Consider the following 16,132-nt stretch of genomic DNA (forward strand, 5'->3'; position numbering starts at 1 on the left):
CTCGTACGAACACGCGGGCGCCCCGCGGCCCGGTGCGGGCCGCGGGGCATCTCCGAAGCGGAGAAGGAGCGGCGCCTCAGTCCGCGGGTGCTCAGTCCGCGGGCTTCTCGGTCCGGTCACCGCCCCAGAGCGTGTGGAAGCTGCCCTCGCGGTCGGTACGCCGGTAGGTGTGCGCGCCGAAGTAGTCGCGCTGCCCCTGGGTCAGGGCCGCGGGCAGGCGCTCGGCACGCAGCGCGTCGTAGTACGCGAGCGCCGCCGAGAAGCCCGGCGTGGGGATGCCGCGGGCGGCCGCGGTGGAGACGACGGCCCGCCATGCCTCCTGGGCGTTGCCGATCTCCTCGGCGAACTCCTTGTCGGCCAGCAGGGTGGGCAGGTTGGGCCGGGCGGCGAAAGCGGCTCGGATGCGGTCGAGGAAGGCGGCCCGGATGATGCAGCCGCCGCGCCAGATGGCGGCCACGCCGCCGAGGTCGATGTCCCAGCCGTACTCCCGGCCGGCCGCGCTGATCATGTTCCAGCCCTGGGCGTACGAGACGACCTTGGAGGCGTAGAGCGCCTGCTCGACGTGGGCGGCGAAGGCGTCGCCGCCCTGCTCGCCCAGCGCGGTGCGGGAAGGGCCGGGCAGTGCACGGGCGGCCTCGCGCAGCTCCGCATGGCCGGACAGCGAACGGGCGAAGACCGCCTCGGCGATGCCGGAGACGGGGACGCCGAGGTCGAGGGCGTTCTGGACGGTCCAGCGGCCGGTGCCCTTCTGCTCGGCCCGGTCCTCGACGACGTCCACGAACGGCTTTCCGGTCTCGGCGTCGGTGTGGGCCAGGACCTCGGTGGTGATCTCGATGAGGTAGGAGTCGAGGCGCCCGGTGTTCCAGGTGCGGAACGTCTCGGCGATCTGCGCGGGCTCGTAACCGGCCACGTGCCGCAGCAGGTCGTAGGCCTCGGCGATCAGCTGCATGTCGGCGTACTCGATGCCGTTGTGCACCATCTTCACGAAATGGCCCGCGCCGTCCGCGCCGACGTGGGTGCAGCAGGGGGTGCCGTCCTTGGCCTTCGCGGCGATGTCCTCCAGCAGCGGACCCAGCGCTGCGTAGGACTCCTTCGAGCCGCCGGGCATGATGCTGGGGCCGTGCAACGCGCCTTCCTCGCCACCGGAGATGCCGGTGCCGACGAAGTGGATGCCGCGCTCGCGCAGGGCGGCCTCACGGCGCCGGGTGTCCTCGAAGTGGGCGTTCCCGCCGTCGATGATCATGTCGCCGGGTTCGAGCAGGGGCGCGAACTCCTCGATGACCGCATCCGTGGGGCCACCCGCCTTCACCATGATGACCAGGCGCCGGGGCCTCTCCAGGGAGGCCACGAAATCCTCGGCGGTCTCCGCCGGCACGAAGGTCCCCTCGTGACCGAACTCCTCCACCAGGCTGCGGGTCCGGGAGGGAGTGCGGTTGTGGACGGCCACGACGTGACCGTGGCGCGCGAAGTTCCGGGCCAGATTGCGACCCATCACGGCCAGGCCGGTGACGCCGATGTGTGCCGACGCTGTGGACATGTGTCAACTCCGTAGATCAATGATGCCGGTGCGAGCAGCGGCTGTTCGGACTCTTGATACGGGAGTATGGTGCGCGGCACTCAGACGGAGCGCGACGGCCCCTCACCACAACTCGTCGGGCTCCTCGGAGTTGACCACGTGCACCGCCGCCTCCTCCGCGGACGCGGCCGCGCCGTCGATGCCGATGTCCTGCGCGACGAGATCCTTCTCCTCGTCCGAGTGCGCTCCCTCGTCGGGGGCCACGAGCCGGCCCGCTCGCGCCACCCCGACCTCCTGGTCCAGCAGCTCTCCCTCACCGCCGGGCACGTCCCCGACACCGTCGCCGTCGGGCGCGCCCAGGTCCGGCATCTCCCGGGCCAGACGGCCTTCGAGGCTCTCCCCGTCGTGCTGCTCACCGGCCGTCGTGCCGCAGGTCTCGACGGCCCACGGACGCTCGGGCGGGGAGTAGCCCTCCTCGTAGACCTCGGGCACGTCGCGCGCGTCGAGGGTGTCCTCGGGCTCCAGGAGACTGACGTCGTCCTGCTGCTCCGAACCGTCCGGCTGGTAGACCTCGTCACCCATCATGCTGTCGCTCATCGTCGGCCTCGCTGACTTGTCGCCGCCTTCCGGATGGGTGCCCGCGTTCCCCTTCCAGCATGGCTCAGTCCGGCTCGGGGGCCAAGGCGGGGGGCCGGGACCACCACGGATGCGGCGGCTCTAGGAGCCCAGAACATCCCCCAGGTCGTAGCCGACCGGCTCCTCGAGCTGAGCGTACGTGCACGACTCCGGCTCGCGGTCGGGGCGCCAGCGGCGGAACTGGGCGGTGTGCCGGAAGCGGTCCCCCTGCATGTGGTCGTACGCCACTTCGCAGACCCGCTCGGGGCGCAGGGGCACCCAGGACAGGTCCTTCGTCCCGGTCCACCGGCTGGGCGCTCCGGGCATGCGGCTGTTCGCGTGCGCCTCCTCCTGTGCCCACTCCGCCCAGGGGTGGCCCTCGACAGTCGGCATGCGCAGCGGCTCCAGTTCGGCCATGAGCTCCTCGCGGCGGCGCATCGAGAAGGCCGCGCAGACACCCACGTGCTGGAGCCGGCCGGACGCGTCGTTGAGGCCGAGGAGCAGGGAACCGACGACCGGACCCGACTTGTGCAGCCTCAGCCCCGCCACGACGCAGTCGGCGGTGCGCTCGTGCTTGACCTTCACCATGACGCGTTCGTCGGGGCGGTAGCCGAGGTCGGGCCGCTTGGCGATGACACCGTCCAGGCCCGCGCCCTCGTACTGCTGGAACCACTGCCGGGCGACTTCGTGGTCGTCGGTGACCGGGGCGGTGAACACCGGGTCCGCGGCGTCGCGCAGGGCCAGGGCCAGCGCCTCCCGTCGCTCGGTGAACGGGGAGTCCATGAGGGAGGTGTCGCCGAGTGCCAGCAGATCGAAGGCGACGAAGCTGGCGGGGGTGGTCCCGGCGAGCATCCGTACGCGGGAGTCGGCGGGGTGGATGCGCTCCAGGAGCGGGTCGAACTCCAGTCGCCCTCCGCTGATGATCACGATCTCGCCGTCGATGACGCAGCGGGGCGGCAGGTTCTCGCGGAACGCGGTGACCAGCTCGGGGAAGTAGCGGGTGAGCGGCTTGCCGGTGCGGCTGCCGATCTCCACCTCGTCGCCGTCACGGAACACGATGGCGCGGAAGCCGTCCCACTTGGCTTCGTAACGCATGCCGGTCGGGATCTTCGCCGCCGACTTGGCCAGCATCGGCTTGACCGGAGGCATCACCGGAAGGTCCATGCCTCCTCATTGTGGTCCCCGCGCCGGGCGTGCGCCCGCCGGAACGGCCGTCCGCCCCGGAATTCCGGGCCCTCGGCCGGGTGCGGCAGGCCGGGTCCGGGCCTAGCGTGGCCCTATGCGAGAGACGGTTGAGCTCACGGTGGGCGATCGCTCGGTGCGGCTGTCCAACCCCAACAAGGTGTACTTTCCCGAGCGGGGATTCACCAAGCTCGACCTCGCGCGCTACTACATGGCGGTCGGCGACGGCATTCTGCGTGCGCTGCGCGACCGGCCGACGACCATGGAGCGCTACCCGGACGGCGTAGAAGGCGAATCGTTCTTCCAGAAGCGCGCCCCGAAGAACCTCCCGGACTGGATCCCCACCGGCCGCATCGCCTTCCCGAGCGGGCGGTACGCGGACGAGATCTGCCCCACCGAACAGGCTGCCGTCGTGTGGGCCGCGAACCTCGGCTGTCTGACCTTCCACCCCTGGCCGGTGCGGCGTGAGGACACCGAGCACCCCGACGAACTGCGTATCGACCTCGACCCGCAGCCGGGTACGGACTACGGCGACGCGCTGCGGGCCGCGGAGGAGCTGCGCGACGTCCTGGACGGGCTGGGCCTGCGCGGCTGGCCGAAGACGTCCGGCGGCCGCGGTCTGCACGTCTTCGTGCCCATCGAGCCCGCCTGGACGTTCACCCAGGTGCGGCGGTCCGCCATCGCCGTTGCGCGGGAGCTGGAGCGGCGCGCCCCGGAGCGGATCACGACCTCCTGGTGGAAGGAGGAGCGCGGGGAAAAGATCTTCGTGGACTACAACCAGACGGCCCGGGACCGGACGGTCGCCAGCGCGTACTCGGTCCGCCCCAAGCCGCAGGCCACGGTGTCGGCGCCGCTGCTGTGGGAGGAGCTGCCGGACTCGCGCCCCGAGGATTTCGACCTGGCATCCATGCCGGTGCGGTACGCCGAAGTCGGCGATGTGCACGCCGACATGGACGACCACGCGTTCCGTCTGGACGCCGCGCTCGAACTGGCCAACCGGGACGAGCGGGAGCACGGGCTGGGCGACCTCCCCTACCCGCCGGAGCACCCGAAGATGAAGGGCGAGCCCAAGCGCGTACAGCCCAGCCGCGCCAAGCACTGAGGCGCGTACAGCCCGGCCGCGCCAAGCACTGAGCGGCGCGGCCGGGCCGGCGGATCCGGGACATGTCTGTCAGAACTGAGGCCTTCTGGCCACGCACAGCGCCCAGATGATGAAGGCGTCCAGGGCCATCAGCACGATCGCCCAGAACGGGTAGTAGGGGATGGACAGGAAGTTGACGATCAGCGCCAGCCCCGCCAGCGCAACACCGCCGATGCGGGCCCAGAGTGCACCGGTGAAGAGACCGAATCCGACGAGGACGGCCAGCGCCCCGAGGATCAGGTGGAGCCACCCCCACCCCGTGACGTCGAATTCGAACACGTAGTTCGGGGTGCTGACGAAAATGTCGTCCTCGGCGATGCCCATGATGCCCCGGAAGACACCGAGCAGGCCGGTGAGGATCAGCATGACTGCGGCGAACACCACCAGGCCGGCGGCCATCCCCTGGCGCTGAGCCTCATGCCGGGGAGGGCCGGGAGCGGCGGTGCGGCCTTCGGTCGTTCCGCTCATGGTGCTACCTCGATTCCAGATGGGTCCGAGAGGTCCGGGAGAGTCGGATCAGCTCAGGATCCGTTCCTTGGCTCGGGCGTAGTCCTCATCCGAGATCACGCCCCCGGCCTTGAGTTCGGAGAGTTTCGCCAGTTCCTCTGCGGTGCTCGGACCGCGTCCTGCGGCCTCCCTCACGTACTCGTCGAAGGCCTTCCGTTGCTCCTGGGCGTGCTGTGCTTCGCGAATGCCCATCTCCTGGCCCCGCGCGATCACGTACACCAGCGCACCGAGGAAGGGCACGACGAGGACGAACAGCAGCCAGGCGGTCTTGGCCCAGCCGTTCATGTCCCGGTCACGGAAGATGTCGGTGATGACCCGGAACAGTACGACGAGCCACAGAACCCATAGGAAGAACCACAACACGGTCCAGAAGAGACCGAGGACCGGATAGTCGTAGGCGAGGTACACGAAGCCGTCCATCTTCTCCTCCTGCCACTCGTCTCCGATCACAGCGTCAGCGAACAGGGGCGCCGGGTCCTCACCCGTCAGGGGTGAAGTCGCCGGACCGGCCCGGGAGGGGGCCGGGGGGGCCGTGGAGGACCCGGTCGGGGCGCCTGGAACCAGGTGCGACGGCGCCGTCCGGTCCGAGTTGAGGGCCCGTGAAAGCCGCCATACGCTGGCCTTATGGGCGAAAGACGTGGTCCGCGCTCCACGGGGGTGCGGATTCCGTCGGAGAAGATCACGGTTCCCGGGACGGCTCCCACCTTGATCGCCCGGGAGCGGTTGCACGCCGCCCTCGATGCCGCGGCCCCCCAGCCCGTCACACTGGTCTGCGCGCCCGCCGGCTACGGCAAGACCATGCTGCTCTCCGCATGGGTTCTCAACGCCCGCTCCCCCGCGGCCTGGGTCCGCATCGACAGCGACGACAACGACCCCCGCCACCTCTGGCATGCCGTGCGGTCGGCGCTGCTGGCGACCGGGACCGTCCAGGAGTCCGCGCTCGCCTCGCTCGCCGTACCGCCCGGCGACATCGCGGCCGCCGAGGTGCAGAGCCGGGTCGTGCTCGTACTCGACGGGCTCGAGGCCCTGACCGACCCGCTGGCCCTGCACGGTCTCGAACTGCTGATCCGACACCAGCCCGCTTGGCTGCGCCTGGTCCTGGCCTCCCGCCGCGACCCGCCGCTCCAGCTCTACCGCCTCCGGCTCGCCTGCCTGCTGCACGAGATACGCGAGGAGGCGCTCCGCTTCACCGACGCGGAGACCGCCCAGCTCCTGCGGGAATACGGGCTGGATCCGGCTCCGCGCGACCTGGCCCGGCTCATGCGGCTCACCGAGGGGTGGCCGGCCGGGATCCGGCTCGCCGCGGTGTCGATGCGCCTGGCTCCCGACCCGAGCGCCTTCGTCGAAGGTTTCTCCGGCGACGAGCGCGGCGTGGCCGACTACCTGGCGGGCGAGAGCCTTTCCCGGAGTACGCCCGCGGAGCGGGAGTTCCTGCTCTTCACCAGCGTCTGCGAGCGGCTCTCCGCGGAACTGGCCGACGCCCTCACCGGACGGGGCGACGCGGCAGCGGCGCTCGACCGGCTCTACCGGGGCAACGTCCTGATCAGCCGGTCGGGCCCCGGCGGTGCCTGGCACCGTTACCACCCGCTGCTGCGCAGCCATCTGTACGCGGAGCTGCGGCGCCGCCACCCCGGCACGGTGCCCGAGTTGCACCGCATCGCGTCGGACTGGTACGACGCGCACGAGCTGCCCGTCGAAGCCGTACGGCAGGCCATCGCCGCATCCGATCTCGCCCGCGCCTCGACGCTGATGGAGCAGCACGGCACCGGGCTGGTGCTGGCCGGCCGGGGCGGGGCCGTACGGCGGCTGCTCGCGGAGCTGCCGGAGCCGGCCATGGTCACCGAGCCGGGGCTGCTGCTGGCCGCCGCCCTGGCCGACCTGGACGCGGGCGACATCGTCAGCGGCAGCCGCCAACTCGCCCTGCACGCACGGACGGATCCGCACCCCGCCGATCCCCGCGTACGGGCGCTGCGTCAGATCGCACGGCTCAAACGGGCACGGATGGACGGCAGTCTGTCGGAGGCACTGCACATCGCGGAACGGATTTCCCTGGGCCCGCTGGACGGTGACGACCTGTCAGCGCTTGCGATGGCCGACCGCGGGATGGTCCAGGTCGAGCTGGGGCACCTGGGGCAGGGCAAGTCCGACCTGGAGTCCGCGCTCGCCATCGCCGTACGGCGGGGCCTGGACCATCTCACCGCTCAGTGCATGAGTTGCCTGGCCGCTGTGGCGGCCGCGGAGTGCAGCTTCGCGCGTGCCGCGCACCTCGGCGAGGAGGCCGCGGAGTTCGCCCTCGCGCGCGGCTGGGAGCGGACGGCGCTGTGCGCTCCGGCCTATGAGGCCGCCGCCTGGGCCGAGTTGCAGCAGGCGGACTCCGCTCTCGCGGAGCGCTATTCGCGGCTGGCGCGGCAGTCCGTCCGCGGGCAGGCTGATCCCAGCATGGAGTTCGGGGCACATATGGTCGGCGCGGTCACCGCCTACGAGCGCGGCGAACGGCACCAGGGTCTGCTCGACCTCCGCCGCGCCTGGGCGGGTTGCGCGGACCGGCCGCTGATGCCGGAGCTGGCCGCGTTCGGCGCGGTGGCGGAGGTCGAGATGGCGCTGGCCTCCGGCCGTCACCCCTGGGCGGTTGAGGCCCTGGAGCGGGCCCGAGTCCGGCTGGACGGCAGCGCGGAGACCACCGTCCTCGAATCGGCGGTCCTGGCGGCCCGGGGGCAGGGCGAGGCGGCGCGGTCGGCGCTGCGACGGGCGCTGGACGGATCGACCGAACCGATCGTCGTCAGCACGCTCATCGAGGCGTGGCTGCTGGAGGCCCGTCTGTGCGCGACGTACGGCGAGGAGCCCCGCGCCGCGCACGCGCTGCGTGAGGCGGTGGCGCTCGCCGGGCCCCGCCGGGCATTGCGGCCTTTCCGGGTGTCGGCCCCGGGCCTGCGCAGGCTGCTCGTCCGCTCGCTGCCGGGAACCGGGCCGCTCGAACCGTTCGCGACCGAGGTGCTGCGGATCATGCGCAACGGCGGGGAGACCGCCGCGGCCGTGACCCTGACACCGCGGGAGACTGCCCTTCTTCAGCAGCTCCCCTCACTCCGCACGCTGGAGGAGATCGCGGGGGATCTGTTCGTCTCCGTCAACACGTTGAAGACCCATCTGCGCAGCATTTACCGGAAGTTGCAGGTGGGCAGCCGCCGCGACGCCGTCGCCGCGGCCCGCGAACAGGGGTTGCTGTAACGGTCGTCGAGGTGCACCGCACCCCACGGCGTCGTTGCGGTCCGCGACGGTACGGGCCCGGGCGCGGGCGTACGGCCCGGGCGTACGGGTCCGGGTCAGCGGGGGCGTACGGATCTGGGGTGCGGGACGGATCTGGGGTGCGGGCGTACGGGTCCGAGCGCCGAGCCCGTCCTGCGCGGTGGATCCGAGCCGTCCTTCCTGCGCGGTGGATCCGATCCCGTCCTGCGCGGTGGATCCGATCCCGTCCTGCGCGGTGGATCCGAGCCGCCTCGTGCGGCCTGCGGAGGTGATGTCTCATGCGGCCTGCGGAGGTGATGTCGCGCGCGGGCCGACCGTGATTCCGCTCCGCTCGGCCCGGTTGAGCATCGCGTCGAGCGTGATCGCGGCGTCGATCAGCCCCAAGTGCGTGAACGCCTGCGGGAAGTTGCCCAGTTGCTCACCCGTGAGGGCGACCTCCTCGGAGAACATCCCGAGGTGGTTCGCATAGGTGAGCATCTTCTCGAAGGCGAGTCGCGCCTGGTCCAGCCGGCCCGCCCGGGCCAGCGCGTCGACGTAGTAGAAGGTGCAGAGGGAAAAGGTTCCTTCGGCACCGCGCAGACCGTCGGGCGAGGCGGACGGGTTGTAGCGGTAGACCAGGCTGTCGGAGACCAGTTCCTCGTCCATGGCCGTGAGCGTGGAGAGCCACATCGGGTCATGCGGGGCGAGGAAGCCGACGGTGGACATCCGCAGCAGGGAGGAGTCCAGCACGTCACTCCCGTAGTGCTGCACGAACGCATGCCGTTCGGGATTCCAGCCCCGCTCCATGATCTGCTGGTAGATCAGATCGCGTTCGGTGATCCAGCGTTCCAGGGACGCAGGACGGCCGCGTTCCATGGACAGCCGGACCGCCCGGTCGAAGGCCACCCAGGACATGAGCCGTCCGTAGGTGAAGTCCTGGCGGCCGCCGCGGGTCTCCCAGATGCCCTCGTCGGCCTGGTCCCAGTGCTCGGCCAGCCAGTCGATGATGGTGCCGAGCGAGATCCACGCCTTGTGGTCGAGCTGGATGCCGCGCTGGTCGGCGAAGTAGATGCTGTCCAGCGCCTCGCCGTAGATGTCGAGCTGGAGCTGGTCGGCCGCTCCGTTGCCGATCCGTACGGGGCGGGATCCGCGGTAGCCCTCCCAGTGCTCGAGCACGTCCTCGGTCAGGTCCGAGGAGCCGTCGACCCGGTACATGATGCTCAGCGGGCCTTCCTTGCCCCCGGCCTTCTCCGAGACCCGGTCCCGCAGCCAGCCGATGAAGACCCCGGCCTCCTCGGTGAAGCCCAGCTTGAGCAGCGCGTAGACGGAGAAGGAGGCGTCGCGGATCCAGGTGTACCGGTAGTCCCAGTTCCGCTCGCCGCCGAGTTGCTCGGGCAGCCCCGCCGTCGGCGCGGCCACCAGCGCACCACTGGGCGCGTACGTCATGAGCTTCAGCGTGATCGCCGACCGCTCCACGGCCTCCCGCCAGCGGCCGGTGTACTGCGAACGGCCCAGCCAGTTCCGCCAGTAATGGACGGTGTCGTCGAAGAGCTTCTGGAATTCCGCCGTGCCGATCTCTCGGGGCGGGCCGTCCGCGAAGGACTCCAGCACCAGCCCGCGCTGCTGACCGGCCTTGAGGGGGAGCCAGGCGTGGACGCCGCCTCCGCCCCCGGTCTCGACGCGGCTGATCCGGGCGGGGCGCGAGTCCTCGGGCTCCCGCACGGTGTGAACGGTCAGCTCCATGCCGTCGCCGGAGAAGACCGCGCCGCGCTCGAAGCCGTGGATCTGGTGCGGCTTGCGGCCGTAGTCGAACCTCGGTTCGATCTCCACCGCGAACTCCATCTGGCCCCGCACACAGCGCAGCATGCGGACGATCCGGTGGTTCCGGGTGGCCGTGGTCCCCTCGGAGACCGGCATGAAGTCGACCACCTCCCCGGCGCCGTCCTCGGTCATGAAACGGGTGATGAGGATGGCGGTGTTGGGGTGGTAGAGCTGCTTGACGGAGTACTCGTCCTGGACGGGGCGCACCTGGAAGTGGCCGCCGTTCTTCCGGTCGAGCAGAGCGCCGAAGAGGCTGGGAGAGTCGAAGCGGGGGCAGCAGTACCAGTCGATTGTCCCGTCCGTGGACACCAGCGCGGCCGTCTGCAGGTCCCCGATCAGACCGTGATCGGCGATCAGCGGGTAGTCGTCCATGCGCTTACCGTCGCCACGCGGGGCGTGCCACGGCATCACCCGCGAGGGGTGAGATCGGCGACCGGACCGGCTGCCGGCACTGCGGGGCATCCCCCGTACCCGTGGCCGTTCGTCCTTCGTGAGGGTCCCGGGCCGGACTCCCCGCCTCCATGCAGAGCAAAATGTGATCTATTGGGTAATTTGCACTGAACAAGCTTGATGTCCGGTTCTCGATGAGGAGGTTCCGGGATGGGCGACGCCGAGTCCGCACTGTGGTTGTCGGAGGCGTTCGCTGCCATGGCGGAGGCCCTGCACGGGCAGCCCTCACGCGACCAGGTCCTGCAGGAGATCACGGAGCTCGCTGCGACCACCGCGGACGGCGCCCAGTACGCCGGTGTCACCCTGCTGCGGCGCGGCAAGCCCTTGGAGAGCCCCGCCTACACCCATCCCCTGGTACCGGCCGTGGACCTCGCCCAGACCGAGACCGGCGAAGGGCCCTGCATCCCGAACCCGGACTCCGATCGCGGCCTCGCCGAGCCGGTGGTCAGGATCGAGGACATGTCCGCCGAGCGGCGCTGGCCCAGGTTCGCGTGCGAGGCGGCCCGCCTGGGCGTCGCCTCCATGCTGAGCTGCCGCCTCGTGGAGGAGCGGGACGTGTCGGGCCGCCTCAACCTCCTCGCGGCAGAGCCGGGAGCCTTCGGCGTGGAGACCGCCAAGACCATGGCCGTCCTGGCGACCCACGCCGCGATGGCACTCTCCGCCGCGACCGCGATCGAGAACCTCTCCAACGCCGTGGCCAGCCGCCAGGTCATCGGGGAGGCGACCGGCATCCTCATGGAGCGCCACCGGGTGACCTCGCGCGAGGCCTTCGGCATGCTGGTGCGCGCGTCACAGAGCCTCAACGTCAAGCTGCGCGAGATCGCCCTGCACGTCGTCTCGACGGGACAGAACCCGGCCGAGCTGGGCCCCGCGGACTTCGCGGGCGCGGCCCGCCCGTAGGAGGTGGTGTGGGATGGAGCCGGTGGCCGCCCTCGACCGGATCGCGTTCCTCCTCGAACGCTCCGGAGCCCCCACGTACCGGGTCCGCGCCTTCCGTACGGCCTCGGGGGTCCTCGCCGAACTCCCCGCCGAGGAGGTGGAACGGCGCGCCAGGACCGGCGCGCTGGAGTCCCTCAAGGGCGTGGGGCCGAAGACCGCCAAGGTCGTACGGGAAGCGTTGCGCGGAGAGGTGCCGGACTACCTCGCGAAGCTGGAGGCGGAGAGCGGGCGGGAGCCGTCGCCCGCGGGCGCGGCCGAGCTGCGCGCGGCGCTCCGCGGCGACTGCCATGTGCACTCGGACTGGTCGGACGGCGGCAGCCCGATCGACGTGATGGCCCGGACAGCGGCCGAACTCGGCCACGACTGGGCGGTGCTGACGGACCACTCGCCCCGACTGACCGTCGCCCGCGGTCTCTCGCCCGACCGGCTGCGCGAGCAACTCGACGTTGTCGAGGCACTGAACGACGAACTCGCCCCGTTCCGGCTGCTGACCGGCATCGAGGTCGACATTCTCGCCGACGGCACCCTCGACCAGGAGCCGGAACTGCTCGACCGGCTCGATCTGGTGGTGGCCTCGGTGCACTCCAAACTCCGCATGGAACGCCCGTACATGACGCGGCGCATGATCGCGGCGGTCCGCAATCCGCTCGTCGACGTCCTGGGGCACTGCACCGGACGCCTGCGCAGCAGCCGGCCGGAGTCGCAGTTCGACGCGGACGCGGTGTTCGCCGCCTGTGCGGAGTCCGGGACGGCGGTGGAGATCAACTGCCGCCCGGAGCGCTTGGATCCGCCCCGCCGACTCCTGCGGCAGGCCGTCGACGCCGGCGTGTTCTTCGCGATCGACAGTGACGCGCACGCACCGGGACAGCTCGACTGGCAGATGAACGGCTGCACGAGGGCGGCCGAGTGCGGCGTCCCGACCGAGCAAATCATCAACACCTGGGCGGAACAAGGGCTGTTGACGTGGACGCATACCCGCGAGGCCCCGTCCCGCGGGTGAGACGGATCCACGGCGCCCCGGCGCTGTGACACCGTTTCAGCGATTCGTACAATTGCCGGTCGTTATCACCATGTCGGGCGAATCCCTGATGTACAGCCATGTTTCTCCCCTGCGTGGACAGCAGATGTGATCAGCTTGGAAAGGCATCGGCGACAGCTCCCATGCCCGCACGACTCCTGTCCCGGCCGGCGGAGACGACCCGCGGTCATGGCGAGGGCCCTCCCGCTGCATCACGGGACCCGCTCCAGGCGCACCCCCCTGCTGCCCGCTCCTGGCCGGGACAGGAGCTTTTTTCCGTCTCAGAACGACGACCCGACGGTCCGCCGAGCCCGTCACCGCTCCGAGGGCACCTCGAGGAGAGCGGTGAAGCCTGGCGTGCGAGGGGTTCGTGGTCGTCCAGCGCTTCACGGGCCCGGTCCGCACCCGCCGGGTCGCGGTCCGGGAGGCCGCTCTCCAGGAACTCGTCCTTCGTCAAGGCGCAGACCGGTCGCCCCGTCCGCAGAGACCGACAGGTCGAGATGCATGTCCTCGACGACGAGCAGGTCCCGCCCAAGGTCCCGCTCCAGGCGGGCGGGGCGGGCGATGGCGCAGTACAGCCCTTGAGAGGGCCGTCAGCGCTCCGCACCTCCTTCACCGAGTACCAGCGGTCGCGCCAGTAGTGCTCGGTGAACATGTCGTCGTGAGTGAAGCGCACGAACCCCAAGCCCCGCTCGGCGCCACCGGCCCACGGGGCGCGGACTACGGCGTGCGTACCGTCGTCACCGGTCACGACCGCGGGACAGGGCACCTTACGGGGGCTGCTTGACCAGCCGGACGGTCACCTCGCCGCCCGGGAGCGGACGGGCGCCGGAACGGTGTGCGCATACTCCATGTCTTCAGCGTCTTGCGGATTGGGGCCCGAGCCACGCGATATCTCTCCGCTCCTGCTGCGTGCCGCTCGGTCTCACGTCTCCGCGCCGGTGAGAGAGAGGGGCAGGCCGTCCAGCGGCCGGTCGGTGAAGAACCTCAGCAGCAGATCGGTGAACTCTTCCGGGCGCTCCAGCGGAATCATGTGGCCCGCGGCCTCCATGACCGCCATGCGTGCGCCGGGCACCGCGGCCGCCATCTCCCGGCCGTGGCCCGGTGATGAGAAGCGGTCGTGCTCACCGTGGACGAACAGGGTCGCGACGGGGGGCACCGGAACCGGGTCGTACAGCGGGTGCCGCAGCAGCCGTTCGGTGTTCTTCACGAACCGGTCGGCCTGTCCCGGCGTCATGCGCTGGAACTGCCGCTCCAGCAGCCGGTGCACCGCGCCTCGGCGGCGGATCAGCGCACGGTCGGCGAGCGGCGCGAGGAAATCGGCGGCGTACCGTGCGAACTGGTCGGTATCGTGGCCGCGGAGCAGCTCGACGGCGAGTCCCAAGGACTCGCGGATCTGTCGCGGCAGGGTGCGGCGCGTGCCGACGAGGGCCAGTCGCGCGATGCGGTCCGGGTGGCGCTGGGCGAATCGGAGACCGATCACGCCTCCGTAACAGGCTCCCATGACGTTCACCCTGCGGACCCCGGTGCGGTCGAGGGCGTGCCGGACGGCGTCGGCGAGGAAGTCCATCCCGTGATGCGCGGGGAGGGCATCGGCCCCGCCCCAGCCGGGCAGATCCACGGTGACGACCGTGGCGACCCGCGCAAGTCGGGTCTCCTGCCTGGTCCAGGCGTACTTGTCCTGCGCGGCCCCGCCGAGGAGCAGGACGGGCGCCGTGCGGGGATGGCGCTGTCGTAGCACGCGGCAGTCGTAGCGGTAACCACCGAAGGCCAGCCGGCGCAGCTCCTCCTGGGCCCGGCCGGCGCCGCGCGGTGGGGGGAACGGCGGGCGGATGGCGCGCGCGGTGGCGGCGGGCGCGTCCCTCGGCGCTGGTCCAGGCGCGGGCGCGGGCGCGGGTGCGGGGCCGGGTTGTGCGGGGCCGGGCGCGGATGCAGATGCGGACGCGGGCGCAGGCACGGATGCGGGCGCGGGGCCGGGCGCGGATGCAGATGCGGACGCGGGCGCAGGCACGGATGCGGGCGCGGGGCCGGGCGCGGATGCAGATGCGGACGCGGGGCCGGCGGTCAAGAGATGCTCCAAGCCACGGAGACCACTCTGGCGATCCATGCCCGGACAGGGCGACAGGCGGCGGGAAACGTCACTCGTCCAGCGGTGTGCCGTCAGCCGGGCGGCCACTCGTTCGTGAGCAGACCGAAACCTCACCACAGCGGCCACGTTGAAGGAGCGACGGCCGGTCGGCGGCGCCACTGCCGACCGACGTGAGCGGGCGGGGCGGAAAGGGCCGGAGCAGCCCCCGGCCCCCTGCCCCGCCGCCCCTGTGGCGCCCGTTCCTTCTTCCGGCGGGCGCCACAGGCTTGTCAGGCGTCGGAGGCGTACGCGTCCCCACGCACCGCCGGTCGTCGTACGCGCCTCGGACGCCGTGGCCGGTCAGGCCGTGAACGTGTACGGGGCCAGCTCGAGCAGGCGCGTACGGGCGGCCTGCAGCCGGTGGGCAAGGATCTCCGCGACCGTGCGCATCACGACCAGCCCCAGCGCCGGGTCGTCCTCGCACAGCGACCGCACCTGCGCCCCGTCGAAGGCGTACGTCCGAACCGGACTCAGCGCTTCGGCACCGAAGTCCCATTGGTACGGCGGGAAGAGCCACGACCAGCCGAGCAGATCGCCCGGCCCGAGGGTGGCCACGGCCGCGCGTCGCCGGTCGGCCACGCGCAGATCGAGAGTGACCGCGCCTGAGCGGATGATCCAGAAGCCGGTCGCCCTGCCCCCCTCCCGGAAGATCTCGGCGTCCTGGGGAAAGGACACCTCCCGGGCGAATTGCATCAGGCGGTCGCGGATGTCAACCGGGAGAGACCGCAGGAACCGGGGCGCAGTAGTCATGAGCGCGAGCCTCCTCGCCTCCGAAGCCACTGCCAGGGCCGCCGGGCGACGTGCACCTGGTTACCCCTATTGGACCCACGATCCCCCGCCTGCGCCATCCCGGACCGGAGGACCGGCCCCCGGGCCGGGGCGGGACCCTGGACCGGGGCGGGGCGGGGCCCGGCCCGGACGGGGCGGGGCGGGGCGGGGCGGGGTCCTGGACCGGCGAAGGCGGGGTCAGGCCCCGGCGTAGGTTCCGAAGCTCCCGAAGACTCCATCGGGATCCCGGACGGTGAAGCGCGGGATCCGTAGTGGGTGTCCTCCGGGTCCTGGAGGACCTCGGCTCCGGCGGCCGTGGCGCGGACGAAGGCGGCATCGGGCTCCTCGGTGACCACATGGACGGATCCGGTACCCGGAGGCAGGCCGCAGATGACGCTGCTCCGGCGGGTGCTGCCGAGCATGATTCCGGCGCCGTCGGCACGGCGGAGCTCGGCGTGGACGACCTCGCCCTCGGCCCGAGCTGTTCGCGGCACCCCAGTGGCGAGAGCTCCAGCTGCACGCCGTACTGATCGCCGTCGTGGAGGATGGCGACCGGCCGCGTGTCCAGCCCCCGGCCAGTGCCGCATACGTCGTGACGGGCGCTCCCGGCGCCCGCGCGACCCGCGTGGGTTCGTCGAGGCCGATCACCACCGTCAGCCATGCGGACGGCAGGCCCACGTGGACGCCGGAAGGAAAACCGAGTGGCCCAGCGCCCGCGTCGCCCCGTCCCCCAGGACCGCCCCGGGCCCGTCCTGCAGCAAACACACGCCCCCCCAGAAGGTTCCCCCACGACGGCCCGCCGCGGGACGGATTCCGGCCGGAACG

The 16,132-nt window shown here is 71.5% G+C and carries 13 protein-coding genes and 1 pseudogene; 5 read left to right on the plus strand and 9 right to left on the minus strand.

Features of this window, described 5'->3' with window-relative positions; all coding sequences use genetic code 11:
- Window positions 1-91 precede the first annotated feature (91 nt).
- From gndA to AB0M26_RS10935, 3 genes are all read right to left on the minus strand, one after another.
- Window positions 92-1,537 (minus strand): NADP-dependent phosphogluconate dehydrogenase, encoded by a 1,446-nt coding sequence (gene gndA, locus AB0M26_RS10925; protein ID WP_365257962.1) that lies wholly within the window; start codon window positions 1,535-1,537, stop codon window positions 92-94.
- Between the two features lie 102 nt (window positions 1,538-1,639).
- Window positions 1,640-2,113: a DUF5709 domain-containing protein gene (locus tag AB0M26_RS10930; RefSeq protein WP_365257965.1), complete on the minus strand. Its 474-nt coding sequence runs from the start codon at window positions 2,111-2,113 to the stop codon at window positions 1,640-1,642.
- 120 nt (window positions 2,114-2,233) lie between these two features.
- Window positions 2,234-3,295: an ATP-dependent DNA ligase gene (locus AB0M26_RS10935; protein WP_365257968.1), complete on the minus strand. Its 1,062-nt coding sequence runs from the start codon at window positions 3,293-3,295 to the stop codon at window positions 2,234-2,236.
- 115 nt (window positions 3,296-3,410) lie between these two features.
- Between AB0M26_RS10935 and ligD the strand changes: the two genes are divergently transcribed.
- The gene (gene ligD / locus AB0M26_RS10940; protein WP_365257971.1) at window positions 3,411-4,415 is read left to right on the plus strand and encodes a non-homologous end-joining DNA ligase; all 1,005 of its coding nucleotides are present in this window, start codon (window positions 3,411-3,413) and stop codon (window positions 4,413-4,415) included.
- Window positions 4,416-4,484: 69 nt separating this feature from the next.
- Here ligD and AB0M26_RS10945 read toward each other — a convergent pair whose 3' ends face one another.
- Together AB0M26_RS10945 and AB0M26_RS10950 are read right to left on the minus strand one after the other, a co-directional pair.
- Window positions 4,485-4,853 carry a hypothetical protein gene (locus tag AB0M26_RS10945; RefSeq protein ID WP_365258220.1) on the minus strand — a complete coding sequence of 123 codons (369 nt, stop codon included), beginning with the start codon at window positions 4,851-4,853 and terminating at the stop codon, window positions 4,485-4,487.
- A gap of 117 nt (window positions 4,854-4,970) precedes the next feature.
- A complete protein-coding gene (locus AB0M26_RS10950; protein WP_365258223.1) occupies window positions 4,971-5,381 on the minus strand; it encodes an SHOCT domain-containing protein in 411 nt (136 codons plus the stop codon).
- Window positions 5,382-5,585: 204 nt separating this feature from the next.
- Here AB0M26_RS10950 and AB0M26_RS10955 point away from each other — a divergent pair, with 204 nt between their 5' ends.
- Window positions 5,586-8,186 (plus strand): LuxR C-terminal-related transcriptional regulator, encoded by a 2,601-nt coding sequence (locus AB0M26_RS10955; RefSeq protein WP_365257974.1) that lies wholly within the window; start codon window positions 5,586-5,588, stop codon window positions 8,184-8,186.
- A 294-nt stretch (window positions 8,187-8,480) separates the two neighbouring features.
- Here the strand turns inward: AB0M26_RS10955 and AB0M26_RS10960 are convergent, their stop codons facing one another.
- A complete protein-coding gene (locus tag AB0M26_RS10960) occupies window positions 8,481-10,376 on the minus strand; it encodes a glycoside hydrolase family 15 protein (protein ID WP_365257977.1) in 1,896 nt (631 codons plus the stop codon).
- Window positions 10,377-10,604: 228 nt separating this feature from the next.
- Between AB0M26_RS10960 and AB0M26_RS10965 the strand changes: the two genes are divergently transcribed.
- Together AB0M26_RS10965 and AB0M26_RS10970 are read left to right on the plus strand one after the other, a co-directional pair.
- Window positions 10,605-11,354, plus strand: coding sequence for an ANTAR domain-containing protein (locus AB0M26_RS10965; RefSeq protein ID WP_365257980.1), 750 nt, complete (start codon window positions 10,605-10,607; stop codon window positions 11,352-11,354).
- A gap of 13 nt (window positions 11,355-11,367) precedes the next feature.
- The gene (locus AB0M26_RS10970; RefSeq protein ID WP_365257983.1) at window positions 11,368-12,393 is read left to right on the plus strand and encodes a PHP domain-containing protein; all 1,026 of its coding nucleotides are present in this window, start codon (window positions 11,368-11,370) and stop codon (window positions 12,391-12,393) included.
- A 373-nt stretch (window positions 12,394-12,766) separates the two neighbouring features.
- On the opposite strand, the pseudogene AB0M26_RS10975 reads toward AB0M26_RS10970, so the two are convergent.
- From AB0M26_RS10975 to AB0M26_RS10985, 3 genes and pseudogenes are all read right to left on the minus strand, one after another.
- Window positions 12,767-13,180, minus strand: a pseudogene (locus tag AB0M26_RS10975) (DUF402 domain-containing protein); the annotation flags it as partial.
- 156 nt (window positions 13,181-13,336) lie between these two features.
- Window positions 13,337-14,152, minus strand: a complete 816-nt coding sequence (locus AB0M26_RS10980; RefSeq protein WP_365257986.1) for an alpha/beta hydrolase — start codon at window positions 14,150-14,152, stop codon at window positions 13,337-13,339.
- Window positions 14,153-14,839: 687 nt separating this feature from the next.
- Window positions 14,840-15,289 carry a cyclic nucleotide-binding domain-containing protein gene (locus tag AB0M26_RS10985; RefSeq protein ID WP_365257989.1) on the minus strand — a complete coding sequence of 150 codons (450 nt, stop codon included), beginning with the start codon at window positions 15,287-15,289 and terminating at the stop codon, window positions 14,840-14,842.
- 290 nt (window positions 15,290-15,579) lie between these two features.
- Between AB0M26_RS10985 and AB0M26_RS10990 the strand changes: the two genes are divergently transcribed.
- Window positions 15,580-15,837, plus strand: coding sequence for a hypothetical protein (locus AB0M26_RS10990; RefSeq protein ID WP_365257992.1), 258 nt, complete (start codon window positions 15,580-15,582; stop codon window positions 15,835-15,837).
- Window positions 15,838-16,132: the final 295 nt, after the last annotated feature.

The organism is Streptomyces sp. NPDC051776, from assembly GCF_040681345.1.
In the GTDB taxonomy this organism is placed as follows: domain Bacteria; phylum Actinomycetota; class Actinomycetes; order Streptomycetales; family Streptomycetaceae; genus Streptomyces.